Annotated in this window: 29 protein-coding genes and 1 pseudogene; 3 read left to right on the top strand and 27 right to left on the bottom strand. The window is 59.7% G+C overall.

Features of this window, described 5'->3' with window-relative positions; genetic code table 11:
* From AC19YX_RS13255 to AC19YX_RS13170, 18 genes are all read right to left on the bottom strand, one after another.
* Positions 1 to 525, bottom strand: coding sequence for a phage tail protein (locus tag AC19YX_RS13255; RefSeq protein WP_500606420.1), 525 nt, complete (start codon positions 523 to 525; stop codon positions 1 to 3).
* Positions 518 to 1,693, bottom strand: a complete 1,176-nt coding sequence (locus AC19YX_RS13250) for a baseplate J/gp47 family protein (RefSeq protein WP_194237414.1) — start codon at positions 1,691 to 1,693, stop codon at positions 518 to 520. The genes AC19YX_RS13255 and AC19YX_RS13250 overlap by 8 nt, the downstream gene beginning before the upstream one ends.
* Positions 1,690 to 2,007: a DUF2590 family protein gene (locus AC19YX_RS13245; protein ID WP_194237415.1), complete on the bottom strand. Its 318-nt coding sequence runs from the start codon at positions 2,005 to 2,007 to the stop codon at positions 1,690 to 1,692. The genes AC19YX_RS13250 and AC19YX_RS13245 overlap by 4 nt, the downstream gene beginning before the upstream one ends.
* Positions 2,004 to 3,986 (bottom strand): phage tail tape measure protein, encoded by a 1,983-nt coding sequence (locus AC19YX_RS13240; RefSeq protein WP_500606419.1) that lies wholly within the window; start codon positions 3,984 to 3,986, stop codon positions 2,004 to 2,006. The genes AC19YX_RS13245 and AC19YX_RS13240 overlap by 4 nt, the downstream gene beginning before the upstream one ends.
* Before the next feature lie 6 nt (positions 3,987 to 3,992).
* Positions 3,993 to 4,136 (bottom strand): DUF6890 family protein, encoded by a 144-nt coding sequence (locus AC19YX_RS13235; RefSeq protein ID WP_500606418.1) that lies wholly within the window; start codon positions 4,134 to 4,136, stop codon positions 3,993 to 3,995.
* A gap of 20 nt (positions 4,137 to 4,156) precedes the next feature.
* Entirely contained in the window at positions 4,157 to 4,447 is a 291-nt protein-coding gene (locus AC19YX_RS13230; protein ID WP_194237417.1) for a putative phage tail assembly chaperone, read from the bottom strand.
* A gap of 46 nt (positions 4,448 to 4,493) precedes the next feature.
* Positions 4,494 to 4,949: a lysis system i-spanin subunit Rz gene (locus AC19YX_RS13225; RefSeq protein ID WP_500606417.1), complete on the bottom strand. Its 456-nt coding sequence runs from the start codon at positions 4,947 to 4,949 to the stop codon at positions 4,494 to 4,496.
* A complete protein-coding gene (locus AC19YX_RS13220; RefSeq protein WP_500606416.1) occupies positions 4,949 to 5,482 on the bottom strand; it encodes a lysozyme in 534 nt (177 codons plus the stop codon). The genes AC19YX_RS13225 and AC19YX_RS13220 overlap by 1 nt, the downstream gene beginning before the upstream one ends.
* Positions 5,479 to 5,781, bottom strand: coding sequence for a hypothetical protein (locus AC19YX_RS13215; RefSeq protein WP_228102279.1), 303 nt, complete (start codon positions 5,779 to 5,781; stop codon positions 5,479 to 5,481). The genes AC19YX_RS13220 and AC19YX_RS13215 overlap by 4 nt, the downstream gene beginning before the upstream one ends.
* Positions 5,778 to 5,990 carry a TraR/DksA family transcriptional regulator gene (locus AC19YX_RS13210; protein WP_500606415.1) on the bottom strand — a complete coding sequence of 71 codons (213 nt, stop codon included), beginning with the start codon at positions 5,988 to 5,990 and terminating at the stop codon, positions 5,778 to 5,780. The genes AC19YX_RS13215 and AC19YX_RS13210 overlap by 4 nt, the downstream gene beginning before the upstream one ends.
* Complete coding sequence (locus tag AC19YX_RS13205) at positions 5,990 to 6,439, bottom strand: phage protein (protein ID WP_194237420.1); 450 nt, start codon at positions 6,437 to 6,439, stop codon at positions 5,990 to 5,992. The genes AC19YX_RS13210 and AC19YX_RS13205 overlap by 1 nt, the downstream gene beginning before the upstream one ends.
* Before the next feature lie 6 nt (positions 6,440 to 6,445).
* Positions 6,446 to 7,561 carry a DUF2586 domain-containing protein gene (locus tag AC19YX_RS13200; protein WP_500606414.1) on the bottom strand — a complete coding sequence of 372 codons (1,116 nt, stop codon included), beginning with the start codon at positions 7,559 to 7,561 and terminating at the stop codon, positions 6,446 to 6,448.
* 11 nt (positions 7,562 to 7,572) lie between these two features.
* Entirely contained in the window at positions 7,573 to 8,250 is a 678-nt protein-coding gene (locus AC19YX_RS13195; protein WP_500606413.1) for a phage virion morphogenesis family protein, read from the bottom strand.
* Positions 8,240 to 8,686, bottom strand: coding sequence for a phage tail protein (locus AC19YX_RS13190; RefSeq protein ID WP_194237423.1), 447 nt, complete (start codon positions 8,684 to 8,686; stop codon positions 8,240 to 8,242). The genes AC19YX_RS13195 and AC19YX_RS13190 overlap by 11 nt, the downstream gene beginning before the upstream one ends.
* Positions 8,683 to 9,144 (bottom strand): head completion/stabilization protein, encoded by a 462-nt coding sequence (locus AC19YX_RS13185; RefSeq protein WP_500606412.1) that lies wholly within the window; start codon positions 9,142 to 9,144, stop codon positions 8,683 to 8,685. Before AC19YX_RS13185 ends, AC19YX_RS13190 begins: the two co-directional genes overlap by 4 nt.
* A gap of 97 nt (positions 9,145 to 9,241) precedes the next feature.
* Positions 9,242 to 9,952, bottom strand: a complete 711-nt coding sequence (gpM, locus tag AC19YX_RS13180; RefSeq protein WP_500606411.1) for a phage terminase small subunit — start codon at positions 9,950 to 9,952, stop codon at positions 9,242 to 9,244.
* Positions 9,949 to 10,986: a phage major capsid protein, P2 family gene (locus AC19YX_RS13175; protein WP_500606410.1), complete on the bottom strand. Its 1,038-nt coding sequence runs from the start codon at positions 10,984 to 10,986 to the stop codon at positions 9,949 to 9,951. Before AC19YX_RS13175 ends, gpM begins: the two co-directional genes overlap by 4 nt.
* 1 nt (position 10,987) lies before the next feature.
* Entirely contained in the window at positions 10,988 to 11,893 is a 906-nt protein-coding gene (locus AC19YX_RS13170; protein ID WP_500606409.1) for a GPO family capsid scaffolding protein, read from the bottom strand.
* A 163-nt stretch (positions 11,894 to 12,056) separates the two neighbouring features.
* Between AC19YX_RS13170 and AC19YX_RS13165 the strand changes: the two genes are divergently transcribed.
* The 3 genes from AC19YX_RS13165 (at position 12,057) to AC19YX_RS13155 (ending at position 15,223) form a co-directional block, all read left to right on the top strand.
* Entirely contained in the window at positions 12,057 to 14,108 is a 2,052-nt protein-coding gene (locus tag AC19YX_RS13165; RefSeq protein WP_500606408.1) for a terminase large subunit domain-containing protein, read from the top strand.
* Entirely contained in the window at positions 14,020 to 14,886 is an 867-nt protein-coding gene (locus AC19YX_RS13160; protein ID WP_500606407.1) for a phage portal protein, read from the top strand. Before AC19YX_RS13165 ends, AC19YX_RS13160 begins: the two co-directional genes overlap by 89 nt.
* 79 nt (positions 14,887 to 14,965) lie before the next feature.
* Entirely contained in the window at positions 14,966 to 15,223 is a 258-nt protein-coding gene (locus AC19YX_RS13155) for an ogr/Delta-like zinc finger family protein (RefSeq protein WP_500606406.1), read from the top strand.
* Here the strand turns inward: AC19YX_RS13155 and AC19YX_RS13150 are convergent.
* From AC19YX_RS13150 to AC19YX_RS13110, 9 genes and pseudogenes are all read right to left on the bottom strand, one after another.
* Positions 15,199 to 15,411 (bottom strand): hypothetical protein, encoded by a 213-nt coding sequence (locus AC19YX_RS13150; protein WP_500606405.1) that lies wholly within the window; start codon positions 15,409 to 15,411, stop codon positions 15,199 to 15,201. The two genes, AC19YX_RS13155 and AC19YX_RS13150, sit on opposite strands and share 25 nt — an antisense overlap.
* 602 nt (positions 15,412 to 16,013) lie before the next feature.
* Positions 16,014 to 16,256 carry a hypothetical protein gene (locus tag AC19YX_RS13145; protein ID WP_500606404.1) on the bottom strand — a complete coding sequence of 81 codons (243 nt, stop codon included), beginning with the start codon at positions 16,254 to 16,256 and terminating at the stop codon, positions 16,014 to 16,016.
* 79 nt (positions 16,257 to 16,335) lie between these two features.
* Positions 16,336 to 16,479: pseudogene (locus AC19YX_RS13140) on the bottom strand (Arc family DNA-binding protein); the annotation flags it as partial.
* Entirely contained in the window at positions 16,476 to 16,916 is a 441-nt protein-coding gene (locus AC19YX_RS13135; protein WP_500606403.1) for a DUF2528 family protein, read from the bottom strand. The gene AC19YX_RS13135 and the pseudogene AC19YX_RS13140, both read right to left, overlap by 4 nt.
* Positions 16,913 to 17,185 carry a hypothetical protein gene (locus AC19YX_RS13130; protein WP_500606402.1) on the bottom strand — a complete coding sequence of 91 codons (273 nt, stop codon included), beginning with the start codon at positions 17,183 to 17,185 and terminating at the stop codon, positions 16,913 to 16,915. Before AC19YX_RS13130 ends, AC19YX_RS13135 begins: the two co-directional genes overlap by 4 nt.
* Before the next feature lie 62 nt (positions 17,186 to 17,247).
* Entirely contained in the window at positions 17,248 to 17,499 is a 252-nt protein-coding gene (locus tag AC19YX_RS13125) for a hypothetical protein (RefSeq protein WP_500606401.1), read from the bottom strand.
* Between the two features lie 13 nt (positions 17,500 to 17,512).
* Entirely contained in the window at positions 17,513 to 17,806 is a 294-nt protein-coding gene (locus tag AC19YX_RS13120) for a hypothetical protein (protein ID WP_500606400.1), read from the bottom strand.
* A gap of 151 nt (positions 17,807 to 17,957) precedes the next feature.
* On the bottom strand, positions 17,958 to 18,275 hold the full coding sequence (locus AC19YX_RS13115) for a hypothetical protein (protein ID WP_500606399.1): 318 nt from the start codon (positions 18,273 to 18,275) through the stop codon (positions 17,958 to 17,960).
* Positions 18,272 to 20,944 (bottom strand): toprim domain-containing protein, encoded by a 2,673-nt coding sequence (locus tag AC19YX_RS13110; RefSeq protein ID WP_500606398.1) that lies wholly within the window; start codon positions 20,942 to 20,944, stop codon positions 18,272 to 18,274. Before AC19YX_RS13110 ends, AC19YX_RS13115 begins: the two co-directional genes overlap by 4 nt.
* Positions 20,945 to 20,949: the final 5 nt, after the last annotated feature.

Raw genomic sequence — 20,949 nt, 5'->3', positions numbered from 1 at the left:
CTACAGGCTGGCGACCAGCGTTTGCTGGTCGTCATTGAAGTGAACGATGGCGGCCGACAGGCGCACCGGGGTGATGGTCGAGAAGTCGTAACGCCGGCAGGTGCGGCCGTATTGCTGAATCAGCACGCGCAGCAGCTCGGGGTTCTGCGACAGCTGGGAGTCGGAGAAACGCAGCAGCACCACATCCCAGTCACGGTCGGGTTGGCGCTCTTCGATCTCGACGTAGCCGACGCCGAGGCGCTCCAGAATGCGTTTCATGCCGGCGGTGCTGCCGGCGTCCACGGCGTTGATAAAGGCGTACTTGACCCGAAGCCGGTAAAGGCCCTCGGGCTCGCCCTTAAAGCGGCTGATGTCGCGCTGCCAGGCCAGCAGGTCGAGCACGACCAGGTGGCAGGTGTCAGCATCCATCTGCAACAAGGGCCAGCGCAGCCAGCCCTCTACTTTTTCCCACCAGGCCTGGGTGGCCTGTTTGAGCTTGGTCAGCTCGGTGCCGGCCAGCCAGAATTTCAGCTCGAGCTTAATCATGCAGCACCACCTGCAGGCTCTCGATTCGCGGAATGTTCAGCTCGGCCAGAATGTCGTCGGTGGCAAAATGCAGCGACTCGATGCCGGCGAACTGCTGGTGCAGCTCCTCGGCCAGGCGGCTAAAGGAAAACCGCGACTGTGGATAAGTCAGCGTCGGCTGGTAGTCGCTGGCCGTGCTCTCGCGGAACGCCGCACGAATGAACTGCTCGGCCTCGTCCTGGAGCTTTTGCCGCTGTTCGACGGTGACGGTTGAGCGCGGCCAGATCTCCACCTGCAGCGCGTGGAAGGTTTCCGGCATTACCATCACCAGCAGGTCGTCGCCGTGGCCATGGTTGCCCTGGTCGCGGATATGGGCGTTGATCTGCGCCAGGTACGTCGCCGCCGGCACACCGGCTTCAAACAGCACAAAGGCGTTGGCACTGCCTGGCCCACGCGGCGCGCCGTGTTCGAAGTAGACGCCATCCGGCCGCACGCCCGGGAAGGCCGAGATCATGGCCCGATAGACCGCGTCGGTGTGCCACTGGTTGACCGCCGAGAACTGGTTGCGGGTGCGCAAACGCAGCTCGTCGTTGGCCTCAGGATCTGCACCTGGTGCAATCAACCAACCGTCGTTGTTCACCACCTGGGCAATTCCCGGTACCGGGACTGGCAGAATCGCGTAATAACCCGGGGCCAGGTTGTAGCCGGATCCTGTGTCCGTGGCCTGCACCGGGATTTCCAGCTGCATCAGCCCGTCGGTGAAAGCCCCGGCCACGGTGGTGACGAGCTGGTACACGTGGCCGTTGATCGCGGCCGACTGGATCAGGGTTCCGGCGGGCACGACCAGGGCGCCGCCGGCGTTCATGCGGGTGAACAGCAGCACGCCCTGGGCCTTGGTCGCACCTTTGCGCTCGACGTTCACCGCCCAGGCCAGCATATCCAGCCAGGCGCCGCCGGCGGTCTTGACGAAAAAGTTAGGCAGCACGGTGCTGACAAAAAAGTCGAGGATCCACAGCACAGGCTTGGTCACCAGGGCGGTGACTACACGCCAGAACGGTGAATAGGTACTGGTGTTGTTCAGTTTGCAGCCCTGGGCCGCCACCTCGACCTCCCAGGCCTGGCGCAGGGCGGCCTCGGTGGTCGGGATGCCGGCGTCACTCAGCGCCTGTTTAAAATCTACGTCGCTCACAACGTCACCTCAATGTTGCCAAATTGCAGGGTGGTAGCCGTGACCAGGTACTGGCCTGGCTCCAGCTGGGTGATAAGGGCGGTGCCCGGCACCAGGCGTTCGTCGGCCTCCACCAGCAGCTCCAGCTGCTGGATGCAGTCGCGCTGCCGGAGGCGGTCACGTTCGGCGACCAGGGTCACCAGCAACCCGCTGTCGCGGATCATGTGAGCGATGTCCTGGGCGATGCTGGCCCGGTCCTCGATCAGCAACGGCTGGCGGGACGGATCCAGCACCAGGTCGTTGTCGACGATCCAAAGGTCTATGTAGTCGCTCATCCGCCCACCGACATGGCCATCATGTTTTCCAGCTCCAGCGGGGTCATGGCCTTGCCGGTGTGGATGTTCACGTTCTCCACGCGGGTGCCCTTGTTCTGGCTGCTGTTGTTGTTCTGAATGCTGGTCAGCAGGCCGCCCGGGGGCACCGCGTTAGGCCGCGCCGGCGACAGGCTTGGAATGGCGCCGCTGATGGTCTGTTGGGCTTTCTGCGAAGCGCTGGCCACATCGGCCGCGTTCACCGCTTGCTCGGCGCCGGGGATCTTCGGCATGTCACCCAGGCGGGCCTCGATGTTTACCCCGGGGATCTTGTTGATCATCTCGATCAGGCTGTTGATCGCACCCTGAAAGATGCCCACGATTCCATCCCACGCGCCCTTGGCCATGCCGGCCCAACCGCCCATGGAGTTGAACCAATTGGTCAGCCCCTGCAGCTGCTCGAGCACCCACTTGAACGCCTCGCTGTTGGTCAGGGCGGCGGTCCACTCGTCCCAGTAGTAGACGGCGGCGATCACGATCGCGACCAGGGCAGCAATGCCCATCACCACCGCGCCGATCGGGTTGGCGGTCAGTGCCACGTTGACCAACCAGATCACGCCCTGCCACAGCATCATGGCCACGCGAATGATGCCCATGGCGGTGTAGAGCAAGGTCAGTGCGGCGACGTACGCCCCGATCACCGCCACCTGCAGGAGAAAGCCGGCAATGGTGCGCAGGTTGATCATCTGCACCACTTTCCACACGGTGACGATGGCCAGCCAGGCCATCCGGCAGGCGCCCACGGTGAAGGTCAGCAAGGACATGGTGGCGATGATCGCCAGGATGCTCAGGGTGGTAATGCCGATCACCCGGGTAATGTTCGGGAACAGTTGGGTCCAGCGGGTCAGCCTACCGGCGATGCTGGTCAGCTTGGCCATCAGGGGCGTCAGGATCGGAATCAACGCCTGGCCGAAGGCAATGCGCAGCGCCTCGACAGCGGCCGCGAACTGCTGCCACGGGTCGACCATGGCCTTGGCCATCTTCTCCGCTTCCTCCAGGCCGCGCACCTTGCCCAACTTATCCAGGCCGTTGCGCAAGCGATCGGAGTCCTTCGCGAGCGCGCCCAGTACCTGGGCGCCTTCGCCGCCGAAAGCCTCCACCAGCTTGTTGGCCGCCGATGCGCTGGTCAGATCACCGAACTTGCCCTGGAGCTTGTCCATGATGTCGAGCATTGGCAGAACGCGGTCCTGGTCATCGGTGAACTTCATGCCCAGCTTTTCGGACGCAGCGCCGAGGTTTTCAAAGAAGGCCTTATAACGCCCACCGGCATCGCCGCCTTCCATGGTGCTGCTGAGCGTGCCGATCACCGCGAACTGCTCGGCGATGTTGACGCCGCCGGCGGCGGCAATGGCCCCCACTTCCTTGAATGCGTCTTTGAGCTGCGCGCCGTCCGTGCGGAACAACTGCGCGGCCAAGGCCGTTTGCCCGCCCAGCTTCTCGACCCACTCGGTTTTGCCCATGGCATCCGCCTGGCCCTTGAACAGGTTGTACATGGTGCCGACGTACTGCCCCATCGTTTCGGCGTCCGCCCGGGTGGCCTTGGCCAGCACGTCGCTGGTGTTGGTGAACATCGCCAGTTGGTTGCCGGTGAGGCCCTTAATGGCGCCCTCGATGGTGGTCGCCGAAGCGACAAAGTCCCGGGCGTTCTCGCCGTAGGCTACGGAGAACTCCAGGGCTTTTTGGTTGAGCGAGGTCAACGCGTCCTCGGCCACGCCCAGCGATCGAACTTCGCCCAGGGCGCGGTTCATCTCCAGGGCGGGCTGCAACGACTGGTTGATGCCGACGAAAGCACCGGTCATGCCGGCCAGACCCATACCCATGGTCTTGATGTTCTTTTCGCCCTGTTCGGCCAGGTCGGAAAAGCCCTTTTTCACCTTGCCCAAAGGCCCGGTGACCTTGTCGGTCAGGGCCAGGATGAACTCCAGGTGAGCGCTGTTTGCCATGTTCTTTTATCCGTTCAACGCATGGGCAATGCCGTTTGCCACGGCAATTTCCATGCGTCGCCAGTGCTCAGTTTCCAGCCACTGCGCGGTGCCCATGTTCTCGATAGAGGGCTCAGCACCAGGCAGCCAGCGTTGGGTCAGGGCCAGCAACTGGCCCAGGCCGTCCTCGGTCAGGCGGTCAGCGTGTTCGAGGGCTTTTTTACGATGATCTCAACGTCAGGCGCGTACTCCTCGAGGAGCGCGCCGGCGATCTGCATGGTCATCACCGGGTTGACCAGCACCTCACGCAGGCCTGCGCGTTGTTCCTGGTTGACGGTGGTGCTCAGCAGGTTGTGAGACGGCGCGACCTTGTTGGTCGCGGTCATGGCGTTGAAGTACTTGGTCACGTCCTGGGGCGACAGGGTGAAGCTGAAGTCTTTTTCGCCTACTTCCAGGGTGATTTCGCGGCTGTTGATGCTCATGGGTGATGCTCCGTTCAATGGTTAAAAGTAGTGGCCGTGGTGCCCGTCAGCGCAGGCAAACCCGGCGCACGTGGTCCTGCAGGCCCAGGATCATTTGCTTGCTCAGGGCAAGCTGATCTCTGAGGGTGAAATAATCCGGTCGAGCGTCTGCTGCGAGTTCGGCGGTGCCTGCATCAGCCAGGCCGCCGGCGTCGGCGTCGGTGGACACTGCGGCGCTGCAGGTGGCGGCGATGCGCAACCGCTGACGGCCAGCGTCAACAGCGCGGCGCAGGTCGAGGTTTTCAGTACGTGCATGGTTCAGTTCCTGGGTACGGACACGGTCGATTTCGTCACGGGCAGCCAGCTTTTCGGCGCTGACTCGGGCCGCTTCGCGCAGGCTGGCCACCTCGTCCTGGGCGGTGTCACGTTCGGCGCGGGCGGTGTCGCGCTGGCCTTCCAGGATCTCGAATCCGATAAAGGCCGCCAGGCACACCAGCAGCGGAAACAGGATCTCGCGCAGCATCACAGACCCTCCGAGCACATCGCCGCTTCGGCCAACCGGCGCGCATGCAGCCCGCGAACGAACTGTTTGCGGCCCAGGGCATCGGTTACAGACGCCCAGACCGGGGTTTTGCCATCGGGGCCCCAGGCCAGGGCTTTACAGCCCTCGGCGATGCGGCCGGCGTTGATCAGGCCCACGGCACGACTGGCGCAGGTGCTGGGCACGCCAAAGTTGTGGCTATGGCTGGTCAGCGCGTCGAAGGTGTTCTGGCCGATCTGCTGATTGGTGAGGCAGTCAGCAAGCGCCAATTGGCCTTTCTCGACCACCAGTTGCTCCACCTCGGCGCAGCGCTGCGGCGACCAATAGTCACCAATCACCAACGGGTAAGGACTGGTGTAACGGGTGATGCCCTTGCACACCGTGGCCAGCCCGCGAGCCAATCGATCGGCGTAGACGATGTTCTGGCCATTGCCTTCCCACTTGCCCAGGAACGCGAGCAACGGCGCGCTGGCCAGGACGATGACGCCGGCGGCGATCTTTTTGCGCAGGCTCATGGAAACACCGCCCGCAATAGGGTCGGGCCGACCATCTGCAGGATCGCCCAGAGGGTGCTGGCAATGGCAAGGGCCCAGGTGATCTTCTTGCCAATGTCGGACACAACGATGGTCAGCTTTTGCTGGCCCTGGTTGAGTTCGGACAGCTGGCCAGACATGTGTTCAAACTGTTGTTCCAGCTTGGTGACGCGGGTCGGGACCGACTCGTGGTGCCTTTCCAAGCTGACCAGGCGGTGCTTAAACACCGCCATATCGCGCTCCAGCAGGCGCACCGGATCGTTGGCTACTGAATCTGTCATCGGCGCTTTCCTTGCTCAAGTAGGGTTTGGCAAGGCACGCAGCGGGTCATGCCCCCCAGTGCCTGGCGCTTCTCGGGGATCGGCTTATCGCAGTCCTCGCAATGGGTCAGGCTCGGCCCGTCCGGACGCGTCAGGGCGAGTTGGGCGGCAATCGCCTGGTCACGCTGGCGTTGCTCCAGGGCCTGGGCGCGGTCGAACGGGCAAGACATCAGCGCAGGCCCTCGATCTCGGCGGCAGCCAGGTACGGCACGCCGTTCACACGGATAAAGTCCGGACTGGTGACGTCGAACGGCACCTTGTGCTTGGTCTTTTCGCCGCCCTTGGGGTCCACGCTGAGCAAGCTGGCCACCTTCAACTTGCAGCCGAAGGCCTCAATGCGCAGTTCTTCCTGGCCCGCCTGGGCGAAGAACACCACGTCGAAGGGTTCCAACTGGCGGAAGCTGCCGGCGGAACGGGCGGCCTCGATCAGCAGGTTGAAATTGTTGGTGTCGAACTCGAATTCACCGCTGGCCGCTACGTCGCCGTCGACGTAGCCGTCAGGCACGCCCCGCGATTGCGCCACGGCGGTGTTATCGGTGATATCCAAGGTGCAGCTCTCGACATGCGCCTGGAGATCCCCCAGGGCGATGTCGAAGTTTTTGCCGCCAATACGGGACATGGGGGGTTACTCCGAATCGTCAGTGGAAAGGTCCAGGGCGATGTTCGCCGTGAGGTCTTTCGGGCAGTTGAGGGGTTTGATTTTCAGGAACAGCTCAACGCTGGTTTTGCTCTTCCAGACCAGGACGACGTCGCCGTCCTTGGGCGACTCGATCTCGCCCGGGAACACTTGGCCGGCAAAGGTCGCGGACTTCGCCATGGCGCGCAGGGGAGCCATAAAGGTGCTGACAGCGGCGGCCATGCTCGCTGGCGAATTGTTCAGGCGCCGATCGGCGACACGACGAATCAGCAGCGGCCGGATCTGGCGAGCGGCCTTATCAGCGAGGCGCAGGTACTCGATCACCAGGTAGTCGCTGCCCGGGGCATCCAGCATGTTGCCGTCGCCCCAGAACACGCCCGGGTAATCGGCGTAGGTCTGCGGGACCGAATAACGGGCGGTGTCCAGCTCCGACAGGATCGCGGTCGGCAATGGGATGCCTTCCTTGTCCACAGGCGTGGGGCCCAGGCCCAACACGGCGCCCGTGGCCACGCGCATCGGGCTGTCAGCAATGCTCACGCCGGCGTTGGCCAGGCGACCGGCCAGCACGCCCAGGTTGTTGCCATGCAACTGAGGCACGACCAGGACACGCGGCGCGGAAAGGTCTTTGGTGATCGCCTTGCACTCCCCCAGATATTCCGACCAGGTCTGCTGGGCAGTGATGCCGGCAACGGCAGCCATCACGAACAAACGACGGCCGTAGGTGTTGCCAATGGTCACGACCTCGTCATGCATCGCCGACAGCTCGGCGCCGCTGGTGACCGGTTTGGTCAGCAGCACCGCTTCGACTGAAAAGCCTTGTTGCTGGGCTTTTCCCAGGGCGTCGGTCCACTCGCCGTCTGCAGCGATCGGGGCCGCAATGCACGCCCAACGGTCGCCGCCGTTCTGGCTTGCGGCTTTGACTTGGGTTTTCAGGTCGCTGTCGGGAATGCCCAGCATCACGTCCAGGTCGCTGTCGGTGTTCAAGGGGATCAACTGGCCGACGTTCTTGGCGCCGGGACCGATGATCAGGAAATAGCGCTCGATCTCGGTCACGGCGCCCTGGCCGAGGTTGAGGTTATGAACGCTGACTTTGCCGAGTGCCATGCAGTGCCTCGTTAGCTGGGTGAATTGAGGATTTGTTGCAGTACCAGGGTCACCAGCGCGCTGGTTTCCTGATCGCTGCTGCCGAGGAACTGGCGCTTAGGCAGGGTGATTTCCCAGCTCTGTGCACCGGTGCTTTCGGCGTTTCCGTTTGAAAGAATGCGAATCAGCAGGCCCGCCTGGGCGTACCCGATGTTTGTCTGAATCCAGGCCACAGCCGGCCGCGTACGGCCCTTTTTGCCCGGCTGGTGCACCTTGAATCCCAGCTTGCGCAGGCGCTTGGCTTGCAACACGGTCGAGGGCTGGCCATCCGGCACGCGGCTTAACTGGCGCATCTGGGCAGCGGTACGCCGCTCCGACGCGCCGTTGTGCTGCTGGGCGGCGACATAACTGGTCAACGCGTTACGCCAGCCCAACGCGGCTTCGTCAGCGCTGACACGGGTCACCTGCAGCAGCTTGCCCAGGCCGGCTTCCATCTTCTTTTTGCCCTTGGCCGAGCCCTTGCGGGCCTCAAAGGGCGAGCCGTCCAGGTTCTTCTGCTCGCGGATCCGCTTGCGGCTCATGCTGCGCACGCGCTTGGTGACGTTGTTCAGCAGACGCCGGCGTAACTGCGGCTTCAGGTTCAGCAGGGCCAGTTGCCCATTCACATCGAGCAAGCCCCGGATGTCGGTTGCCAGTGGGCTAGGCGCCATGGCTGCGCACCTCGCCCTGCTCGGCCGTCCACAGGTCAAAGTCGACCAGGCCCCACGTCTTGCCGAACGCCTCGACCAGGCCATCAGGGTCTTCGGCCAGGTGCTGGGGCTCGATGAATTCCAGGGTCAGCTCGACGTCGGCTCCGTCGTTATCCAGCTGCTCGATGTTGAACAGCGGCGCCGGCAGGTCGTCGTCGCGATCCGGATCCTGGGTTTCCAGCCAACTGCCCACAAGAGCCATCAGCAGCGCGGGGTTTGCAGCAAAGCGCTCGATCACCAGGACAGCGCGATAGCGCATGTCGCCCATGTGCAGGCCCTTGGTGGTGGGCTTCCAGATCAGGTCCAGGTTGAACGCCTCGGCCCAGCTGTCGATCTGCTCAGGCATAACCAGGCGTCGATCGATCAAGAACTTGGTCAGGGCGCGCAATTTGTTCACAGCAGCACCGCCGTGATACGGCCACGGCCCTGCAGGGAGCGCACAGCCTGCTGGCTGAACTCCAGGAAGGTTTCGCCACGCTCAGGCAGTTCCTTGCCTAGGTTCTCGGCGATATCACGCCGCGTAATCGTGGCGAACTGGGTCAGCAGGTTGGCTTTGGCGCGGCAGTAGACGGCTCGGTGATAGGTCGCGACCTTGAATGTGCGCTCTTGCAACAGACGCGAATCCGCGGTGCTCACATTGTCGACGCCGGCGTCTTGCCATTTGGCTTTGCACTTGGCCAGGTCGGTGTTGACCTCGACCATAGCGGTGGTCAAACCATCGATCAGCGTTTCCACCAGGTACTCCCCAGGAAGGCGATAGGCCTTCTGAAACTGCGACAGCGAGAGGTCGGGCCAGAAGCCGTCGTTCTCGATCTGCTGTTCCACAAAGGTGGTGGGGTTACCGGAAAAGCTCATCGCTGGGCACTCAAATAGGGCGGGGAAACTGTTTCTCGTAGGGCTGGCCATAAATGGTCGACTCACGTCCACAGTTCCCCGCTGGGGGGGTAGTCGGTTACTCGGTGGCCGGTTGGGCCAGTTGTTTTGCAAGTGCCTTACGAGCGCCGTCCAGGCGCGTCCCTACGCCGATCTCCTTGTAAAGCTCGGTGGCACGCTCAAAGTGGGTGACTGCTTTCGCCCAGTCCTTGGCTTCAATGGCCAAGATGCCAAGCAACTTGTGGTAGCGAGCCGGGATGCGCTCGAACAGATCCCAGCGACCGTCGACCCACGTCAGCAGGTTGGAGACATAAGGCTCAGGGCTGCGGCCGGCTTTGTGTTCGGCCTCGGCCCAGTCGATCAGCTCGTCTGCCACGAAGGTCGGCACGTCGCGGTTGAAGCGCTCCGGCATGGCCTGGCCTTGCTCCATGGCGAAGTTGGCCAGCTCCAGGCCCTGCTCAAACTGGACGGTGTCGAACAACCACACCAGGACCTGCATCACCACCGGGTTGGGGTAGTTCAGGCCACTGTCGCGGTAGCGCGTCACGTACTCCAGGTATTTGGGCAACAACTCGTCGCGCTTGAGCTTCTGGCGGTCGTCGCGGCTGTTGATCGCGCTCACGCGCTCCAGATCACCGGCCAGCGCCGACATCATCAACTGCAGGTGCTTTTGAGCGTTCGCCGGGCTGGCCAGGGCCGTATCGGCGGAGTAAGCCACCACCGTTTGAGCGGCGGCTAACTCCGGCCCCAAGGCCAAGAGCCGGCGCTTGTGCGCCAGGGCCAGGCTCATGGCGCGGGCACCGGCGTTGGCAGCACTTCCACGTTTTCGGCAGCCGCGAACTTCTCCAGTTGCTCGATCACATAGCCCTCGTTGCGGCTGTTGTAATCTTCGGTGCGCGAGCGTTTCGGGTTCTCGATCAACTGGCGGCGCCAGCTGCTGTCCTGAAAATAGATCGAGAGGTTGTCCCAACTGGTGACCGTGACAGCGTCCACCGGGAAGAACGGAATGATGAAGCTGGGCAGACCGCCATAGGTGGCAATCACCTGGGCGCCTTCAATGCGTTCTTTCTCGGTCGGGGTGTCGCCCTGTTTGGCGTACAACTTGCCCTTGTCATGGGCCAGCAGGTCGCTGCCGATGATCGCAATCAGGTCGCCGGCATCGCGGTGGACCGGGTCGATCATCTGTTTGACGTCATGCACCAGGGAGTCAAGGTTGGCGTAGTCGCCGCCGACGCCGAGGGTGATTTTTCCGGCCGCTTTGCCTTCCTTGAGCACCTGTGCCGGGATCTGTTCGCGAGCGATCTGCAACCAGCCCTTGTTCACGTCCTGGAGCATTGGAAAGGCGGTCAGGTCGGTTTGCGGGGCCGCGTGGGTGCCGTGCCAGCCGATCATGATGCGGTCCAGGGCAATCTGCCGTTGAACAGCTGCAGCGTAGCGCTCGGCAAAGTCGGGAAACTTCGCCCATGCATCGATCTTAGCGTAGGGCAGGCCCACGTCAGACTCGGTCGGGAACAGCTCGTAACCGTGCTTATCAAGGCCCGAAACGTCGCGGGCTTCGCGGTCGGTGGTCTTGGTGTTGGTACGGCTGGTCACCGGGCCGGACACGCCGAGCATGACCTTTTCGCCCTTGACCTCGGATACGCCGATTACGTTGATGCGGCCCAGAAAGTCCGATTTCTCGGTGATTTTGTCGTTGAGTTCCTGGGCTACGGACGGCTCAACGCTGAACTGCTGGCTGGCGTCGTCGACGCTGTACGCCTCGGCGATCGCCAGGCGCAGCAGGCAGTATTGATTCAACGCGTGATTGGACAGTGCTTTGCTCATGTCAGACCACCCGCTTCTTGGCAGGACCGGCTGGGCCGGTGGTGCGCGCCACCTGGCGGGTTTTGACGGTGCTGAAAGCCTTGGTCAGCAGGTTTTCGATATTGGCCAGACGCTTGTCGGTGTTGCCTTTGCGGGCAAACTCACGATCGGCCTCGGCCTGTTCAACAATGCCGGCAACGGCGGCTTCAACATCGTCGATTGGAGTTTGATCGGGCTCTTCGATCTCGGCGGTGGCCGGCTCGATCACTGCTTGAATGCCGGCAGCAACGAGCAACAGCTGCTCCAGCAGTGCCTGCAGCGCCTTGGCTGTAGCTTCATCCATTGGGGGTTTGCTCTCGGTTGGGGTTTGCGGGGTTGCGGGGGCTTCTTCGAGGCCGAAGTGCTTGAACAGGCGCGTGAACATGGACGCGAGCCGGCCGATCTCACCCTGGGGCTGGGCGTCACGGAACGAGCCGATTGCCACCGAAGCGGCGTAATAGGCGGTCTTGTTGGAGCGGTTCGAAAAGTACAGTTCCTGGGTGCCGACGCTTGCGGGTTCGTCGGTGACGCCCAGGCCGGTCAGGTACGCTTTGCCCGTGCCTCGGAAGTTCGGGGTGATCTCGATGCTGGTGAACAGCTTCTGGCCGCGATCATTGAGGTAGAGCAGTTGGTCGTTTGGCTTCAACTGCGCCTCAAGCGCAACCTCACCTGGTTGCAGATCGTCGCCCTCTTCGAGCAAACGAACCGCGTAAACGGTGCCATGGGAGCCAGGCCAGCGTTCGTGGTCGCACCAGATCACAGCGGTATAGAAAGACGACTTATAGGTCTCGGCGATGTCGCGCAGATCCTGGGCCAGAATCTCGCGACCATCGGCGGTCAGGCCGCTGGTGGCGACGCGTTTCCAGAACGAAACAAGGGAACGGGGCATGGGCGTTAACTGCGCTCAATCGGTTGAATGAGCCGCCACGATAGGGAGCGATCCAGGCCCAAACAAACGATTCAAATCCGCGCTTCTCCTAGATTCACAATCTAGGAAGAAGGCGGAATTTAACCCCGCGTTTCCCGCGTTTTCGCCGCATAGACTGCGGCCCATGTTCTATTCAGCCGAAGTCAAAGAAGCCGCCAAACGCCTATTTCTACGCCGCCACAAGGCCAAGGAAATTCAGGCGCAACTCAACCTGCCCAACATCCGGATCGTCTATTACTGGATCCGCCAAGGCGGCTGGGAGGACATGCTCACGGATGAGGAGCCGCTGACCGCTGTCAGCCGCCGTATCACCTTGTTGCTGGAAAAGCCGAACACGCTGACCAAGGACGAGTTGAACGAGCTGGACCGTCTCACGACCCTTCGCGAGCGCCTGGCTAAGCAATGTCAAAAGCCAGCGCCGGCTCCGATCGGGGAACCAACTGCTGAGCACCAGGACGGCGGCGATCGGCCGCGTGGTGATCGCCGAGCGCGCGGCGACAAAGGTGGCAAGAAGCGCGAAAAGAAGGTGAAGAACGACGTCAGCGAGCTGACCGAGGTCGACTTTCTCGACAAGTTCATAAGCAAGATGTACGGCTATCAGAAAGAGCTGTTCGCCGCGAAACAAAACCCGCTGACAGCGCGGATCCGCAACATCCTTAAAAGCCGCCAGGTCGGCCTGACGTATTACTTCGCCGGCGAAGCGTTCATGGACGCCGTGCTGACCGGTGACAACCAGATATTCCTGTCGGCCAGCCGCGCCCAGTCCGAGATTTTCCGCAGCTACATCATCTCGTTTGCCCAGGAGTGGTTTGGCCTGGAGCTGACGGGCAACCCGATTGTGCTCAGCAAAGACGGCAAGCCGTGGGCCGAGTTGCGTTTTCTCAGCACCAACAGCAGCACCGCCCAGGGTCACCATGGCCACGTCTACGTCGACGAGTACTTCTGGATCCGCGACTTCGAGAAGCTGAACACCGTCGCCAGCGCCATGGCCACCCACAAGAAGTGGCGCAAGACCTACTTTTCAACGCCCAGCGCCGTGTCGCACCAGGCGTACCCGTTCTGGACCGGCGAAAAATTCCGCAACAGCAAACGAAAAAACGCCAAGGATCCGTGGCCCAGCGAGGCCCAAGCTGCGGCTGGCACGCTGTGCCCGGATGGCCAATGGCGCAAGGTCATCACCATCCTCGACGCCATCGCCGGTGGCTGCGATCTGTTCGACCTCGAGCAGCTGCAGCTGGAGTACGACGAGGACAAGTTTCAGCAGTTGTTCATGTGCAAATTCATCGACAGCACGATGAGCGCCTTTTCCCTAGCCGACCTGGAGCGTTGCTATTCCGATCAGTCGTTGTGGACCGACTTCGACCCCGACCATGAGCGGCCCTTTGGCAATAGCCCGGTTTGGCTTGGGTATGACCCCAGCCGCACGCGCGACGACGCCACCTGTGTGGTCATCGCGCCACCGTTGGAACCCGGGGCCAAGTTCCGGATCTTGGAAAAGCACAGCTGGCGTGGGCATTCGTTCACGTACCAGGCCGCCCAGGTCAAGAAGCTCACCGAGCGTTTCAACGTTCAACACATCGGCATCGATACCACCGGCATTGGGTACGGCGTGTATGACCTGGTGCGCGACTTCTACCCGCGTGCAACGGCTATTCACTACAGCCTTGAGGCCAAGAACACGCTGGTACTCAAGGCCCAGGACACGATCACGGGCAGCCGGATTGAGTGGGACGCCGGCTGGAACGACATCGCCCAGGCGTTCCTGACAATCAAGCGCGGCACCACCAACAGCGGCCAAGTGACTTACAGCGCATCGCGCACCGACGCCACCGGCCACGCCGACGTGGCCTGGGCAATCATGCATGCCCTGGCCCATGAACCCCTCAACACCAACAAGCAGCGGCGCAGCCGCTATGCACTCAGCGGATCAGGTAATGGCCAACACAAAAAAAGAGCACCAGGTAACTCCGGCACCACGGCCCACGCGGGCCTTTTCGTTCGGAGCACCGGAGCAGGTACTGACCGAGAACATCGGGCAGTACCTGGGCGTCTTCGCCAGCGACAACGGACGGATCTACACCCCGCCGGTGTCCCGCCAAGGCCTGGCCAAACTGCTGCGCGCCAACGCTCACCACGGCGCCATTCCAGGATTCAAACGCAACCTGCTGCTGCGTGAGTTCATCCCGTCCCTAGGCTGTGGGGTCGCCACTGCAGGCCGTGCCTTCCTGGATTTCGTGGTGTTCGGCGAGGCGTATTTACTGCGCCACTCCAACGCCTTCGGACAAGTGCTGGAGCTGGAGCACCTGCCGGCGATCAACATGCGGGTAAAGGTGGATGGCGGGTTTGTGATGCTGCGCAAGGACGGCAAAGAAGAGGAGTTCGACCAGGACGAGATCGAGCACGTCATGAACTACGACGTGGAACAGAACATCTATGGCATCCCCGACTACCTGGGCGGCCTGCAGTCGCTGTTGCTCAATGAAGCGGCGACCTTGTTCCGCCGGCGCTACTACAGCAACGGGGCACACGCGGGCTACATCTTCTATACCAACGACGCGAACCTGTCGGAAGAGGACGAAGACAACCTGCGGGACCAGATCAGCGCCAGTAAGGGCGTGGGCAACTTCAGATCGATGTTCGTGAACATCCCGGGGGGCACAGAGAAGGCAATCCAGATCATCCCCGTGGGTGACTTCCAGGCCAAGGACGAGCTAGAGAAGGTCAAGAACATCACCCGCAATGATGTAATCGCTGCATGGCGCATGAACCCAGCACTGGCCGGGATCATTCCGGAAAACAGCGGGGGCTTTGGCGATATCGAAAAGATCGATCGGGTCTACACCAGCAACGAAATCAGGCCGATTTGTCAGCTGTTCAACCAGCTCAACGATACGTTGCGGGAAGATCGGCGGATTGCTTGGATCGAGGCGCCGGCACCCGCCGCAACTGTTTGATGCGAAACCGTTTTCGAGAGTGTGCCACTACAGATGTGGCACAATAGTGTGCATACGTACACCTTGGGGGATGGATGCAATGCGGATTGTTTGCAGGGACTGTGGCGGTAAAGCTCTGATTGGATCACGGGAGAATATGTCTGTTGAGTATGCCAAGTTGTATTGCCAGTGCCTCAACCCGCTTTGCGGGCACTCTTTTGTGATGAACCTTAGCTATTCACACCCCTTGCGTCCTTCGGCATCGTCGGTCGACCAGTTGATTTTCGACCGACTACGCGAACTTCCTATTTCCAAGCAGCAGCAGCTATTCGATCAGCTAAGTTCTTTGCCAGCCTGATGGAATACACCTCCTAAATCCCTGGAACATTCCAATAAACGGCCATGACTCCAGATCATGGTCGCCACAACTCCGCCGCTTTCTTCATCATTTAATGGCCTTGCGCCCACCGATACACTTAGCGAAATTATAACTTTGGCTACCTCTTCTATGATGTCTCGGGTAGTTGTAATGGTGCGCTCGTCCATTTTAATGGCTCCATGTTTTTCAGGTCAGATACGGCGCACTTTACGGATTTGAAAATTAGATTGTCAAATAATATTTTCAAGTAAGGGTGTGGCTGAAAAACTTCTAATAAAACCAACCTACACGGTTCGTGCATACCATGGAAGCCCCTGCTGGTATGGCGGCGTGCGTGGTTTTGGTCGAAATAACTCGGTGCGATGGTATTGCACATTGTTAGCGGTGATACGTATTAGCGCATTAGCGTTTTTGTGTTTTTTGATTTATGGAAATAGCGAATTAACGAATTAGCGAAAGCACGTTTTTTTGAATTTATGTCTGCGTAAATACATAAGTACATAAGTGCTTTTTCACCTTTGGTCTTTGTTTTTCGTGCTGAAAACGCTTTGTTTGTTGCGGGTTGTCCTGTGGGGTTGCTGCATGAATTCCTAGTTTCATGCATGTTCTTCTTTTTGTGCGGGTTGTATTGTCGGGCTACCATTTATGCATAAATTGACAGTTATTAGGTTGCTTGTTAACAGCCAGTGCGGAAATTATTCATGCAAAAAAAAGGGCGCCGAAGCGCCCAGGTCAAGTCAAAAATGTACGGGGATGTTTTGTAACTGAATTATGGCGTGCTGCTGGTCGGAGTAAGGGCCACGACCCCATAGCGGCGATGACCTTGGCTATCCTCGAAGGCCGCGACGACAAGTCCCGCCGGTAGTGGAATGTGCGCAATGCCGTTACCAGTGTCGTGGTGGAGGAGGGCAGTGGCTTCGACCAGGTGAAAGTCTGAAGGCAGCTCCAGCTGTTTAAGGGCGTGAGCGTATTGCGCCTCACTTATGGCGATGAACTGTCCATCAATCAGCATGGGATACCTCCTTTGACTCCAGCGCATCGATGCGTTTGAGCAACTGGACGATGAGTTCAACTTGCCTCTTATGGAGTTGTTCCAGGATGAGGGAGCGCTGCAGGCGGATGATGATCTCCCCGTTCATGCTGCGGTGGTTGGTGCGAGCTACAGCGGCGATCTGAGGGCGCAGGCCGTCGGGTAAGCGTATGACGAATTTATCTTGCTCTCTGGAATCGTTCACGCTGCTACCTCTACCAAATCGACATCATCAAAACTGGGGGCCTCAACGTCGGCGCCGATCACTTGAATTCCGCACCAGCCATAAGCGTCGCCCTCAATCTTGCCGCCCCAGCCCTCCTCGTTATGAAGATCCGCAGTCCAGACCGGCCCCGGGTTATCGAATAGATGGTGTTTACTTCCGGGGCTAAAGCAGCATCCACCCTCACTAAGCATCATGTTGATCATGACTTGGCCGAACATCCGGATCACAGCTTTGACGACATCACCGTTTTCCGCATTGATCCGACACTGGTGGTTAGACCAGAAGCTGTTGATCATGGTGGCAACTTCCACGGTCAACCGATCGTGGTTGACCTCCAGAATTACTTCATAATCCTTCCAGATCTCTTTGACGATGTAGCGCTTAATTTTGCTTGGGCTTGCTGTCGAGTCGCTCATGCGAAGTCTCCTGCGACGATAGGTTTAGCGAGTAACTGGGCGACCACGGCGGCGTCCCGATCAGACAAGTCGCCCAGGGTTTGGGCCATCTCAGCCAGCCTCTCAAGGCGCTGCCGAGCATCCGGCGTTTTGTGGACCAGGTAACCAATCAGCGCGGCGCCGATCACTGCGGTAGCCAGTAGCGGGCGGGGCGGCTTAAAGGTGCTGCGGGCTTGCCGTGGGGTTGTGATAGCCTTGTCCTCGCTGCTGCTCGGGTGCTGTGCTTGCATGGTGTTGCTCCTCTTGTGGTGGTTGGTGTCGAGGAGGTGCGAACTCCTCGACACCGTCTTTATCAGGCTTGCCGCAATTGGCTTGCCGTGAATATCGGGCGCTGCTCACAGCGCACTTCAAACAATCCCAAGTCGTGGCCGTCGACCTCCAGCAGGTGAACGACGGTGATGATCGTTGGGGTTTCTTCTGAATGTTCCTGCCAGTGCGCAATGGTCACTAGTTCGGCAAGATCCTCGGGTGTGGATAGCTCCACGTAGAAGTTCGGTAGTTGCAGACTCCCGTTTAGGGCATTGGCGCTGTATCGAATGTTCATGGCCACGTCCCCTTTAAGCCTGCTGCACCAGGTGGATAACCAAGTACTCCGGTAACCCCGAATTGATGCCGCGTGCACGTAGGTCGTGCACCGCTTTGATTTGAGCCCTGGTGCAGTCGTCGGCCAGGAAGTACTTGGCCCCGGCCATAGCCCGGCTGGAGATCTGGTTCAGAAAGAACGGAGTGGTGCAGCTCGCACCGACGATGATCGGTGCGTCGATACCTTGGCTGGCCAGCTCGGTTTGAATCGCCTGTAGCTTGGTGGTTTTACCTGTGTCGGCATGGCCAGTGATGACTTGTAGTTGCATGGTGTTGCTCCTTTTTTGAATCGCGGTTATTCACGGGAAAACAAATGTCGCGTGTGTCCGCGTGTACCCCGGAACATCTGGAACATCTATAGATTGATGGTCTGTAGCCCACGAAATACGCGGTCTCCAGCCGATAAGGCTTTCGCACCGTTCAACCGGAACAAGCCGGAACAGCTTTTTTCACCATCTGGCTGTAGGCCTTGATTTGTAAGGCTTTGCGGTGGGGCGCAGGGAAATGCCCCGCCGGAACATCCTCGGAACAAACAATGGAAAGCTGTTCCAGCGTGATCCGGTGAGTTCCGGTGCTGATTGATTGATGAGTGTTGTTATCTGTATGTTTTTTATAGATATTTTTTAGATGACTATGAATGTTCCAGATGTTCCACACAGTAATCGGCAGTACGCGCTTTTTACAAAAAACACCTGCCAGCCCACGCACAGGACAGTTGACTCCCAGGACGTCGTTCACGATTTGCTCCCCTTGCGGAACACCCAGCAGTTGAGCGACCGTTTCTCAATGACCGAGCGAACCTTTCGCGTCTCGATGAAGGTGTGGGTGGTGCTCAGCGGGAGTGCCTTGTGCAGTTGGGTAGCGTGAATCACTTCCTGGCCAGCAAGCCGGCAAGCGTTGTGGAAGTGCTCGATGTTGATGGCGATCAGTTCTTTATCGATGCTGTGGTTGAGCGTTTCCTGAATGTGGTCCCGATCGCCGGTGGCATCGCTCGTCGAAATCACCCTTTCGTTCAGGTAGTGGTAGATCTGCCAGAACCGGGCGGCGGTCAGGTTCTCGCTGCTGACACGTTGCTGCCGGTCGATGGCGCGACTCTCGACGTGCTTAAACAGTTGCTCCAGCAGTGTGTCATTCCAGCCCGGAAACAGCGCCTGAGTGGCTTTGGCGGCTGCCATCAGTTGTGCATGACAATGCACGATGCGCTGATGCTGGATAGCGGGGTTCGCCTGCAGTCGCGCCTCGTATTCACCGAAGGCTTCGAAGTAGCGCTCCAGCCAATTCAGTTCCTGTTCCAGGCACCGGCGCAAGTAGCCGGAAAGCTCCTCGACGGGAATGGCGTTCAAGCGTGTGGCCACGACTTTGCGAGCAGGTGTATGGCCGGCCCGTGTGGCGTGCATATGAGCGATACGAGTCAGGATCGCGTCGGATCCCTCGACACTGGCGTTTTGAGAGATACAAAGGCCAGCAAGGAAAATCAGGCTGTCGGTGTCATTGCTCGATGACTTCACCCCAACGGTGCGCAGGGTGGCGTTGTGGTCAAACAGAGCCTTCCAGTTTTCCCAGTTGTATTGACTGACCGTGGCGCGCCCTTGTGCGTCGACGATCTGGCTGTCGGATTCAATCAGCACCACCGGCAGATTGCTGACCTGTGACAGCGCACGGGTTAGCCCGATAGCACTAGCACCGTTAGCATTGGGCTTCATCCCCTCGTAGTTCGCTCGACCCAGCAGGCGCCACAGAAACCGTAGCAAGCTGGACTTGCCCGCACCGGCATCCCCGGTTAGTTCAAAGAACAACCACGACTCTTGCTTGGTGCGGATCTGCTGAACAAACAGTGTGCCCGTCCACCAGGACAGTGACGCCAGACCGTTCAGGCCATTGACCTCAACAAAGTCAGCGAACCAGTTGGAGTCAAAGTCGGTGCCGCGAGTCAGCGACAAGCTGTTCAGAGAGGTTTTCAAGCCTGTTTTGCCAATCTCTAGGTAGCCGTGTTTGTTGGCCATGTATTCGCGCCCTTTGTGATAACCGAAGGTTTGGTAGCAGTAGGTCTTGCTGGTGGCGTCGTAACCCACAAAAGGCAGGGACCGAACCGTCAGGGCGTTTTCCAGCCATTTGCTACGCAGCATGGCCAGGACTTTTTCACCGCCCTCGAAGTTGCCGCCAGGTGTGCGCTCCAGGAGCGATTTGGAAAAGCTCCGCGGATCCCCGATCGAGTTTGGAGCCAAGGGCTCTTTGCAGTTCTGCGCCGGGTTCGGGAAGTTGAACTGGAAGAAAAACTGCTGATCGCCACTGAGCGCATCGCGCTGGATGTATTCAAAGTGTGGTACGCAGTTGGCCACCTGCTTGATGTCGCAATACTTGTCGAAAAGCTCTTCCCGGGTTTTGGGGAGCGTTCCGCCTTCCTGGTCCTTGTTGAGTTCTTTGTTGAACTCGTCCGTGTTGACCTTGGCCGTATAGAGCCGGTCGCCGAACTCCAGCAGGAAGAAACTGAGCGGCTTTTTGAGGTGAAGCAGAAAGGCGCGTTTAGCCGGGTTTGGAGCAACGAATAGCCGCCCCCGGTAACTGGCTTCCTGCATAAACACGTCGTCGAGTTGGCCATCGCGATAAACGTCGTCCCAGTCGCGATCGCGGCCTGCGAGTGCAACCCAAGCAATTTCTTCCATTGCGAGCAGTTGGCTACGGTACTTTGGAGTAACCAGGTGACCGGCCTTGTCATCGTCCAGGGCGATGATCCAGCGAACTTTCTTGCCCGTGTTCGCCTTGATCACATCCCATGGGAAGTTGTTGGCCGAGATCGATGCGATGACTTTGTAGCCCGCGAGGTGCAAAGCAATGGCGTGGAAAATGCCCTCGACGATGTAGACGCTGTCCCCGTTCTCTATGGCCATCCCAGGTGGCATCCAGCCGCCGGACTTGTAGCTCATTTTGGATTTGATGCCCGCCTTGTCGCCTTTGTTTGCGGCAACCATCGTGGCATCGATGATGCGTTCCCAGTAGCCATCACAAAGCGGAAAGCGAACTGTGTCGGCCCATTGCTCATCGGCCATCTTGCGTCGGCCCTGTTCGTACCAACCCTTAATCTTGCTGATATCGAAGCCGCGATTGCGCAGCAAATAGGCATCGGCCGTGGCGTTTGGGTTCAGCTCAGTTCTGGGGAACCGCTCGCTGAGGTTTTCGAACAGGTAGCTGTAGCGTTCACGGGTTTTCTCTTCGAACTGGCATTGAATGAGGCGGTTGCACTTGAGCTGGTACGGCTGCTTACGGGCGATGTACAGCGTGCGCTCGCCGCATCCTGGACAAATGCCCTGCTGTAGGTACTTCGGGCTTTTGATGTCTTTGAAGTCCAGGTCATGGTCATGCTCCAGGGCATTGACCACTTCCAGGCGATAGATGTCTTCGAATTGCATTGACC

Source organism: Pseudomonas sp. MF09150, from assembly GCF_059862355.1.
Note: the sequence above shows the minus strand (reverse complement) of the source record. Positions and strands in the feature narration are given on the sequence as shown.